Below are 9,753 nucleotides of genomic sequence, written 5' to 3'. Positions count from 1 at the left end.
CGTCCTTTTTGGACGGGCGGGACGCCCATCCCACAATAACAATTAAAATTGTAAGTTATTTAATTCGCAATCCTTAGAGGCTTTTCCATCATCGAACGTTATGTAAAAAAAATGAAAACAAATCTCCATCTCTCCCTATGCTTGTCCATAAACTTCAGCAACTCGTGCAGGGCCAAATTAGAGCAAAAAATTTAGGGATTAAATTTAACAGAGTTGCTAACTTTCAATTACCCGAACAATTAATTGTGCAAGGAAAACTGCATCAAGTAAACGTGCCTTTAGAGAAAGGCATGGACGGAGAATTTATAGAAGTGCTTTTAGACGACTGCTACGGAGTCGAGCAATTATCTGAATCGCTGATGACAATTATTGATATTGGAGCCAATGTCGGCTTATTTCCGATTGCTGCGAGGAACAGGTTTCCCCAGGCCGTAATTCACGCCTACGAAGCTAATCCATACCTAGAAAATTACCTCAAACATCAATCTCAAATCGCAAATTTTACATATTTTATGGAAGCAGTAGGAGGCCGAGATGGTAAAGTAGTCCTCGACATTCGGGAAGTTTCGGGAAAAACCCGATCGACAGTTAGCGAAAGCGGCGAAATACCAATGATATAATTTCGTAGGGCGATCGAGCGAATTGGTGGTAGCGTCGATTTAGCCAAATTATACTGCGAAGGTGCAGAATGGCTGTTATTTGAAGATCGAGATACTTGGCAACTTGTGCAAAACCTTTCTTTAGCATCCCGAACCTGCAACCCTCAAGGATATAGCAGATGTTGAAGAAGGAAGTTCGGCAACGGATTCGCTTTCTTCTGATGTAACGGAGCTCAGAAAGAAAGTTGGTTGTGCTGGAGTTGTGGTGATAAGTTACAGCAGAGGGAGATCAGGGTTTGGATCGCGGGCTTACAGTGGCATTTTTTTTGCGGAGTGGCATAACTACTCGGAATCCACAAATATGGCAATTCCTCAAGCGCTAGTGGGAGAGGGTAAATTAGTATTAGGTAGAGAAAAATCTACAGGAAGTATCGAAGTGCCTGTGCCATTCGGCTTGCCAGCAGGATCGGGCTGGTAAAGTTGGATACGATCGCGCCCAAGTCGTTTAGCTTGATACAGCGCTTGGTCGGCTGCAGCAATCAGAATTTCGGCTCCCGATTCAGATCCAGGAACAATACTCGCTACGCCCAGGCTGAGAGTGACGTAGGGGCTCACCTGAGAACCAGCGTGAGGCAGCTCCAAAGCTGCGATTTTGAGCTGTATGTGTTCGGCTACCAACACCGCGCCTTGAATCGCGGTATTGGGCAAAATAACGGCAAATTCTTCGCCTCCGTAGCGAGCTACTAAATCTGCTGGCCGATTGACTGCATCGGCGATCGCCGCGGCGACTTGTCGCAAACATTCGTCTCCGCCTTGATGCCCGTAAGTATCGTTGTAGCTTTTAAAAGAATCAATATCGCAGAGAATCAGGGACAGAGGCGTTTGTTCCCTGGCTTGTCTGTGCCACTCCATTTCTAAATACTGATCGAAACGGCGGCGGTTGGCTAGCTGCGTGAGTTCGTCTAAAGTTGCCAAACGCTCTAACTTGAGGTTGGCCGCTTGCAACTGCTGGTAGAGTTCTGCTTGCTTGATGGCGATCGCCAACTGGGTGGCCAGAGAAGACAGCAACTCTACTTCCAACTGCATCCACTGCCGGGGACTGCACTGGTGGGCCATCAGCAGCCCCCACAACTCGTCTCCTTGCACTAAAGGCACAACCAAATAAGCTCTCACCGCGAATTGTGCGAGCAAGTCAATTTGATATTGTGGCAAATCTGCAGCCAAGATATCGGCGATCGGTCGGATCGCTCGATGTTGGTACGCTTCGAGATAAAACTGGTCAAAACAGAAATTTTCCAGGGTTTCCCCCAACATCGGCTGGCAGTTGGCAGCTACAGATTCCACTGTCACCGCCCCCGTCGCCGGGCCGGCGCCGAAACTGCCGGTACAGGTGTTAAAGCGGACGATCATCACTCGATCGGCCTGAAGGAACTGACGCACTTCTGTCACTGTTGTGCGGAGCACTTCGCCCAAATCCAGAGACTGGCGGATGTGCTGAGTAATCGTCGCCATCAGCAGTTCTCGTTCGTTCTGCTGCCGCAGCGTCTCTTCTGCCCGCTTGTACTCAGTGATATCTTGAGCGGTGCCGAAAATTTGTTTGGGACAGCCGTCGGCTGTGCGGGCGAAAACTTGGTCGCGGCAGCGAAACCAGCGCCATTGGCCCGATCGATGTTTGAGCCGATATTCCAACTCCAAAATATGCCCGTCTTGAGTCGAGGGAAATTTTTTCTGGTGGGCTTTGAGCCTCGGCAAATCTTCTGGGTACACCAAACTGGAGTACAAAGCAGTTTGCATCTGTAAAATTTCTTGGGGAGTGTAGCCCAGCAATTTAGAAGCTTGACCGTTGACGTAGACGTTGCGCTGTTGGGTCAAATCGTAGATGTAGAGCAAATAAGGCGCCGCGTCAGCAATTTGCTGGATGAAATGCTGGCTCGATCGCAATTCTTCCTCCACCCGCTGACGCACTTGCACTTCTTCCACAGCTTGATCCCGCATTGTGCGGTAAGCTTGGATGCGATGGGTGAGGTCGGTCACGTCTTGAATCACCAGCAGCGCGTAGAACGATGGGGCATTGACCCCCGGCCATATTGATGACGAAACTGAGGGTGGAGATTCCCTAGACACAAAAGCACTTCTTGACGATCGGGAGCCGACAGTACCGTCTGATTCCAACTCAAGAGTATGGAGAACCCAGTCTCTAATCTCCTGTTCTTCAATGCCAGCCTCTACGGCCGGCACAGCAGTCACAGTAGTTTGCTGAATTCGCTGCTGGCCGTCTTGCCAAGTTGCCGGAATCAGGTGTTTGTGAATTTGAGAAGAAAAAATTGTTGGCGGGCCTCCTGCAAAGATTTGCTTGAAGCGAGTGGCGTACTTTAACTGACTCAGGTGAGGAAAATGGGTTGTGATCTTTGTTCCCAATATTTGGCTGCGGGAAATTTTAGTCCACTCTTCGAGACAAGTGTTCCAAAACAGCACCACAAAATCATCTTGCAGCAAGCAGGCGCCGACTGGTACGCTGTCGAGAACCCCAAACTTTTCCTTAATACTTTTGCTCTCCTCAATCATAGACCCCCGGCAAGTTGATTGATAGCAGTCAACAAGGTGTCAAAGGAATTAACATTGAAAATAAGAATGATATCTCCTTCAATGTGAAGCCTTTCAATCATGAAACTGGTCTGGGCTAATAAAACAACTGTATCAGTAGCTAAACCGCCAGATATCAGCAAACTAGCAATCGTCCCTTCGCTATAAGTGGGAATTGAATAGTTCAGGCGCTGCTGAAGTACGTTGCTGATTGCACCCATGACCCCATTAATTACAATATTTCCCACTTCACTTAGCGTACCAATTTTGACTGAATCGAGATCCTGAGTTCCAGCTTCTTCCCCTGTCAGCATTGTCACCAGCAGGGCAGCGCTGTTTGTGGGAAAGACTAGCTGGGCAATGCCTCCAAAGGAGCCTGTGAATTTGAGCTGGACAGCGGCGATTTGCTCGCCGTTGAGGTGTTGCTCTAACTCTTCTGCCACGTCGATGGGAGTCAGAATCTGAAGGTAGGGAATTTGCAAGCGAATCGGGGAGTCGATCATGTCGTTCAAAACCCCTGCGGCTTGACCGATCCCGATGTTGACGAGTTCTTGCAAAGCATCGAGCTGTCGAGTGCTTAATTTCATTGGGTGTTCTCCTCGCTGACACTGAGAGCTTTTTTGATCCACCCGATTAGTTCGTCTGAGTTGGGCATTTTGTGAATGACTGCTAGGGCTCCGAGTTCCATGCACTCGGAGCGTGTGCTGGCTTGGATGTCTGCGGTAATGACGATCACTGGAATTTTATATCCTCGATCGCGCATGGCTTGCAGGACTTCCCTACCTTCCATTTCCGGCATCAGCAAATCCAAGAGCATACAGTTTGGGGTTTTAGTGCCGAGCAGTTCTAGAGCTTCTGGGCCGCTGGATGCTTCCCAAGTCTCGTATCCTTCTGCTCGCAGGATTTTGCAGATTACCCTGCGAGTCAACCACGAATCTTCGACAACGAGAATTGATGTCACTACGTTCTCCTCCTTCTATTGTTTAGGACTGACCGGCGTTGCAGGTACTGCTTTTATCTTGACAGTAATTTAAAGTGCTGAGACGGTGTGCGATCGAGCTTCACTTGCAATTCCTGTTCTTAAAAACTAACGCATTAATGTATTGGATAGTTTAGTATCTTGGACTATGTGAAGAAAAAACCCGGTTTCTGAATGAAACCAGGTTTGCGGGATCTCTATTGCTCCTAACATGGGCGCTCAATTATAGATTACCAAACGCTTCCGGAGGGACTCTACTCGCTGTTTGGCCGTGGTATTGTCTGGCTCGCAGGCGAGAGCTTGTTCGTAGATTTCCAAGGCTTGAGCTGTTAATTTTTTGCGCTCGTAGGCGTGACCCAGATTATTGAGAGATGTAACGTATTCTGGCTGCAACTTCAGGGCTTCTTTGTAGTTGCGGATGGCGATGTCGTACTGTTCTTGGCCAAAGTGTGCAAAACCGAGGGCGTTGTAGATAACAGCTTGATTTTCTTCGCCTTCTAAGTCTTTGGCTTTCAGGGCTTTTTGAAACAGTACGATCGCCTGGGAGTAAAGCTTCTTATCTAGATAGATACTTCCTAATTCGTAGTATTCCTGCGCTGTTCCTTTTTCTACGGTCAGCTTATTTTCTAAGCGTTCCAGAGACATTTCCAGCTTCCGAGTTTTGAGAATCTGGCGCACCACAAACCAGGAAGTGCTGCCGAGTATAGCGAGCAGGACTGACAAGTAAATAATGAGCAAATTACTATCCATGTTTTTCTTAAAATTAGGTAGGTCTGTGGAAGGTTTTATTTATTTTAAGGCAGTAGAAATCTCTGATATCTGCTTCTGCAACTGTATAAAAAACAACGAAATAGCGATCGACTGGCCCGATCGCGATTTCTGAAAAAGCAAGAGTCCAGAAGTAAGAACAAAGAAGGAAAGTTTGTCTCAACCTCCTAAATTTATCAGGAGTTTTCCTTCTCTGGCAGACCGTTAAATCTTTCTTACTTCTGCTTTCTGCCTTCTGAAAATCAAGCTAACTTTCAGCCTCCGGCTCGATTAGCCATTTCCACGACTTTACCGAATGTTGCCGGGTCAATGATCGCCATTTGTGCCAGCATTTTGCGGTTGATTTCGATGTTGGCTTTTTTCATGTTGCCGATCAGTCTGCTGTAGCTCGTGCCGTGCTGGCGCGATGCAGCATTGATCCGAGCAATCCACAGGCGGCGGAAATCGCGTTTGCGTTTTTTGCGATCGCGATAACCGTTACGCAGGGCCTGCATCACCCGTTGGTTAGCTGTGCGGAACTGTTTCGACTGTGCGCCTCGGAAACCCTTGGCTAATTTGAGAATTTTTTTGCGGCGCGCTCTGGCGACATTACCGCGTTTTACCCGTGTCATCTTTAATTTCCGTTAAACTTTACAAGTATGGAAGCATTAACCGCACGTTAGCGTCGTTGGTCTCGTCGATGACGACCAGCTTAGAGAGACGGCTTTTGCGAGCTGAACTTTTGTGCTGTAGCAAGTGGCTTTTGTAAGCTTTGCGGCGCACAATTTTACCGCTGCCGGTCGCTCTAAAGCGCTTTGCGGCTGCTTTGCGAGTTTTGAGTTTTGGCATGGACTGGTGTTATTTGGACACAAGCTTCAACCGTATCACATTTGTGGTACTTTCTGCAAGGGAGATTTGCGGGTTGGGGGCGGCACTGTATTTACTGCGATATACAGGAGGGGCGATCGGGCGATCGGCTAATCTTGTGGTTGTTTGCTGCATAACAAATAGTATAAAATGTTATACTGCCGTTGCGGTATCATAAAGCCTTATCAACAGAGTTAATATTTGAAAGCTGTTCGTGAGGCAGGATAATTAAATTGAATATCCAACCTTAATTATTGATTCGGGCGCTTACATATCCCATGGAAAAAATCCCTGGAAAATATCCATTGCTCAGTAATGACAACTTCAACGGACATTACTTTGCTAATTATAGCGGTTCTGGGGTAAATGAGGTACACAATTCCACTAAAAAAGCTTGATAACACAGGGTTTTGGCGTACTCCATCTTTCTGAGAAAGGCTATATGTCATAAATGTACTGGCGAAATCAATAAGTGCTTAATTGGAATTACCCGAAATATATAGCGTAAAAGCTTCAACCGGGAAAGATTCTTGGGCAAAAGTTCCTTGGATAGCAATATTTAACAACCTTGTAACTGAGAGTTTCCAGTCGTGGTTTTACGGGAGCATCTCATATTTGTAAAAACACTTCTTCTGGCTGCTTCCTTCTGACTCTTTCCTCCTGCCTCCTGCTCCGCAGCAAGAGAGCCTCAAAACTCCAATTTCTAGCTTAGCTGCTTTTCTTGAGATGCTCCCGGTTTTACTGTGTTTATTTCGCGCCTACTTCTCGGAAATTTATCCTTCTCTCAATCAAGGAATAGCAGATCAAAGAAATACAGCATATTCCATGTATATGTAGTACACACAAGAAGAGAGACGCGAGTAAGGTGCAGATACACCCGTCAATCTACAATCTTTATCAAATATGAAGCAGATCCGCCCCCTACCGATTAACACCACATAAGGAATGAGAATTAAATAACTACCACTCTTGAAAGTGGGATGGGCCTAAGAGCCCGTCCAAAAAGGACGGGCTCTTAGGCCCATCCCACAATAACAATTAAAATTGTAAGTTATTTAATTCCCGATCCTAAGCCTCGTTACTCGTTTAAATGCTCCACAGCTTAGGGGATGTCGCTCACCCGATGCGACCATCCTTATGATTAGGGGTTACTATGGCATTTGAGCAAGACTTAAGTGTCAAATAATTTGCTAAACTTATCCATAGTTAATCGCCGAGAGAAAGTTCTATGTGGAAAGTGGCAGAATTCGCAAAATTAGTGGGAGTCTCAAGCTCTACGTTACGGCGCTGGGAAAAGGAAGGCAAGTTAATCCCTGAGAGGACACTGGGTAACCAGCGTGTTTATTCAGAAAGTCACCTAAATATAGTCCGGAACCTCAAAACCGGTAAAACGCCACCCCATCGGGTGATCGTATATTGTCGCGTCTCGTCCACTGGACAAAAACAAGACTTACTTCGTCAGACACAAGCTATGGAACAATTCTGCTTGGCGCAAGGAGTTGCTATCACAGACTCCATTCAGGAGATTGGGGGTGGACTTAATTTCAAACGTCCCAAATTTCTGCAAATCCTACAATGGGCGATGCTGGGCGATGTTAGGGTGCTGTACGTGGCCCATAAAGATCGCCTGTGCCGATTTGGTTTTGAACTTGTCGAGCAAATTCTAGAGTGGAATGGCGGGACAATTATCGTCGCCAACGCCGAAAGCCTTTCACCGCATGAAGAATTGACTCAAGACTTGCTTTCCATAATCCACTGTTTTTCTTCCCGCCTCTACGGACTGCGGAAATACAAAGCTAAAGTTAAGAATATTGTAGAGGGTATAGATCCTTGTTCGGATTCCTCTATAGTGAATCAAGTAAGCAGCTCCAAGTAAGTTTAACTATATTTGGCGTCAAACTATCGCTAAAATTGAATAACAATGAAGCAACCTTGGTGGCCAAACACCTAGGATTTTGGCACGTAGTATTTAATTGTGGATTAAGCCGGAGAACCCAAATGTATAGCGATGGGAAGCTTTCTGACTCCAAGGTACTCAACCAAGTCAAAAAAATTCTCACCAACCACGTCAAGAAACAGCCTAAATTCGTTTGGATGAACCAGTTGTATAGTCGAGTTTATCAAAATGCTTTGATTGACTTGAAAGATGCGTTTAGTCGATATCGTTCGGGGAAAGCAGGTTATCCAAAATTCGCTAGCCTCCGGGGAGGTATTTAAGCTGGATTTAGTATTAAACTCTCAATACAGGCCTGTCGGGATTTTCGGGATTGGGAATTAGACGCTGATTTTTGCAATCTACTAGCAAATCTAAAGTTTCTAACACAGTGTGGCCGATTAGCACCATATCACCTAAAACCATTGCCGCCTCAATCGTTTCGCGCCCTTCTATTTCAATGATAATAGGCCCAGTCAACCCCACTGTTTCTTGTCTGCCATCAGCATATTTTGCTATTTCCTGACTCCTAATTCTTAAACCAAGGTGTTCGCAGACTTCTACAGGAATAGCTGTGCGTACTGCGCCAGTATCTATGAGTGCTTCTGCTTCGTACACACGCAACAGATTTGGATTGAGCAATCCTCTCTTGACTAACTCTGCATCAAAGGCATTCGTTAGCTTGACTTTGACTCGAACTGCACCCATATTTTTGCGGGATTGAGTTTGAGCGCGATCGAGATTTATCATATCGCCTCTTTTCGTCTAGAAAGTCTACCTTTGATTCTAGCCCTAATTGATGGTTGTAAGGTTCGCAATGCACACCCTACAAGTAGAGTTTGTACGTAAGTCTTACAGCGTATTTCTGGTTTAGGAAGTGCAGTAGGGACAAAGGCTTTCGCCGTATCCCTACGGGGTTCTATCACTCTTGTGGGGAGTAGGGGTTGGGCCTAAGAGCCCGCCCTAAACATACAAGTTAAATGCACAACAGCTTACTCATCTTCTGCATAGATAAACCGATACAATTCGCTAGGATCTGGTTCAGCGCTTTTCTCAGCAAAATCCACTGCATCGTCAATTACTGCTTGAATCTTACGATCGATCTCTTTCAATTCTTCAGCCGTTGCCAAAGTTCGATCGATCAACTCAGCAGCCAACTTCTTAATCGGATCGCGGGGGAACCAATATTCCTTCTCTTCCTTAGAACGCAACTCATCAGGATCGGCCAAAGAATGGCCGCGAAAGCGATAAGTCAAAGCCTCAATCAAAGTCGGCCCCTCGCCGGCCCGCGCCCGCGCCACAGCTTCCTTCGCCACTTCCCGCACCGCCAAAACATCCATCCCATCAACCTCAAAACCAGCCATGCCAAAAGCATGAGCTTTTTTGTAAATCAGCGGGTCAGAAGTAGCTCGCTCGTGGGCCATCCCGATCGCCCATTTGTTGTTTTCCACAACATAAATAATCGGCAACTTCCACAAAGCCGCCATATTCAAACACTCAAAAAACTGCCCGTTATTTGCAGCACCATCGCCAAAAAAACAAGCAGTCACGCCATCGGAACTCTCATCCCCCAAAGCTTCGCGCCGGTACTTCGATTGAAAAGCCGCCCCGGTAGCTACAGGAATCCCCTCAGCCACAAAAGCATAACCTCCCAACAGTCGGTGTTCTGCCGAAAACATATGCATCGAACCGCCGCGGCCCTTCGAGCAACCCGTTTCCTTCCCGAACAACTCCGCCATTACCTCCCGCGCCGGCACGCCCGCGCTCAAAGCGTGAACGTGATCGCGGTAGGTGCTGCTAACGTAATCGGTGTCATCCCGGCGCATCGATCGAATCACGCCAGTAGACACAGCTTCCTGACCGTTGTACAAGTGGACAAAACCAAACATTTTGCCCCGGTAGTACATCTCAGCACACTTGTCCTCAAAATAGCGCCCCAAGACCATATCCTCGTAGAGCATCAAGCCCTCATCCCGAGAAATGGTTACGCTTTGCGCGTCAAAAACTGGTAAAGTCCGTTCCTGAACCATAAATAATTAATAGAT

At 46.8% G+C, this 9,753-nt stretch carries 12 protein-coding genes; 4 read left to right on the top strand and 8 right to left on the bottom strand.

The annotated features are described in order from the left end of the window. Nucleotides 1-137: 137 nt before the first annotated feature. Entirely contained in the window at nucleotides 138-620 is a 483-nt protein-coding gene (locus QT987_RS11880) for a hypothetical protein (protein WP_333240025.1), read from the top strand. Nucleotides 621-971: 351 nt separating this feature from the next. Here QT987_RS11880 and QT987_RS11875 read toward each other — a convergent pair whose 3' ends face one another. The 6 genes from QT987_RS11875 to rpmI all read right to left on the bottom strand — a co-directional run bounded on the left by QT987_RS11875 (nucleotide 972) and on the right by rpmI (nucleotide 5,757). Further along, complete coding sequence (locus tag QT987_RS11875; RefSeq protein ID WP_333240023.1) at nucleotides 972-3,164, bottom strand: diguanylate cyclase domain-containing protein; 2,193 nt, start codon at nucleotides 3,162-3,164, stop codon at nucleotides 972-974. Next, a complete protein-coding gene (locus QT987_RS11870; RefSeq protein ID WP_333053716.1) occupies nucleotides 3,161-3,769 on the bottom strand; it encodes a chemotaxis protein CheC in 609 nt (202 codons plus the stop codon). The genes QT987_RS11875 and QT987_RS11870 overlap by 4 nt, the downstream gene beginning before the upstream one ends. After that, nucleotides 3,766-4,143, bottom strand: coding sequence for a response regulator (locus QT987_RS11865; RefSeq protein WP_333053715.1), 378 nt, complete (start codon nucleotides 4,141-4,143; stop codon nucleotides 3,766-3,768). Before QT987_RS11865 ends, QT987_RS11870 begins: the two co-directional genes overlap by 4 nt. Before the next feature lie 237 nt (nucleotides 4,144-4,380). Next, nucleotides 4,381-4,911 (bottom strand): tetratricopeptide repeat protein, encoded by a 531-nt coding sequence (locus QT987_RS11860; RefSeq protein WP_333231755.1) that lies wholly within the window; start codon nucleotides 4,909-4,911, stop codon nucleotides 4,381-4,383. Between the two features lie 272 nt (nucleotides 4,912-5,183). Next, entirely contained in the window at nucleotides 5,184-5,540 is a 357-nt protein-coding gene (gene rplT, locus QT987_RS11855; RefSeq protein WP_190658174.1) for a 50S ribosomal protein L20, read from the bottom strand. A 19-nt stretch (nucleotides 5,541-5,559) separates the two neighbouring features. Beyond that, nucleotides 5,560-5,757, bottom strand: a complete 198-nt coding sequence (rpmI, locus tag QT987_RS11850) for a 50S ribosomal protein L35 (RefSeq protein ID WP_006634164.1) — start codon at nucleotides 5,755-5,757, stop codon at nucleotides 5,560-5,562. Nucleotides 5,758-6,255: 498 nt separating this feature from the next. Between rpmI and QT987_RS29925 the strand changes: the two genes are divergently transcribed. The 3 genes from QT987_RS29925 to QT987_RS11840 all read left to right on the top strand — a co-directional run bounded on the left by QT987_RS29925 (nucleotide 6,256) and on the right by QT987_RS11840 (nucleotide 7,992). Next, on the top strand, nucleotides 6,256-6,396 hold the full coding sequence (locus QT987_RS29925) for an MrcB family domain-containing protein (RefSeq protein WP_445299718.1): 141 nt from the start codon (nucleotides 6,256-6,258) through the stop codon (nucleotides 6,394-6,396). A 607-nt stretch (nucleotides 6,397-7,003) separates the two neighbouring features. After that, nucleotides 7,004-7,651, top strand: a complete 648-nt coding sequence (locus QT987_RS11845) for an IS607 family transposase (protein ID WP_333053712.1) — start codon at nucleotides 7,004-7,006, stop codon at nucleotides 7,649-7,651. A 122-nt stretch (nucleotides 7,652-7,773) separates the two neighbouring features. Continuing rightward, nucleotides 7,774-7,992: a hypothetical protein gene (locus tag QT987_RS11840; RefSeq protein WP_333240021.1), complete on the top strand. Its 219-nt coding sequence runs from the start codon at nucleotides 7,774-7,776 to the stop codon at nucleotides 7,990-7,992. Between the two features lie 13 nt (nucleotides 7,993-8,005). Here the strand turns inward: QT987_RS11840 and QT987_RS11835 are convergent, their stop codons facing one another. Then, a complete protein-coding gene (locus tag QT987_RS11835) occupies nucleotides 8,006-8,458 on the bottom strand; it encodes a clan AA aspartic protease (RefSeq protein WP_333240019.1) in 453 nt (150 codons plus the stop codon). A gap of 242 nt (nucleotides 8,459-8,700) precedes the next feature. After that, the gene (gene pdhA / locus QT987_RS11830) at nucleotides 8,701-9,738 is read right to left on the bottom strand and encodes a pyruvate dehydrogenase (acetyl-transferring) E1 component subunit alpha (RefSeq protein WP_333053708.1); all 1,038 of its coding nucleotides are present in this window, start codon (nucleotides 9,736-9,738) and stop codon (nucleotides 8,701-8,703) included. Nucleotides 9,739-9,753: the final 15 nt, after the last annotated feature.

Source organism: Microcoleus sp. SVA1B4, from assembly GCF_036700545.1.
GTDB lineage: Bacteria > Cyanobacteriota > Cyanobacteriia > Cyanobacteriales > Microcoleaceae > Microcoleus.
The sequence above is the reverse complement of the archived record's forward strand: the minus strand, read 5'-3'. Positions and strand labels throughout refer to the sequence as shown.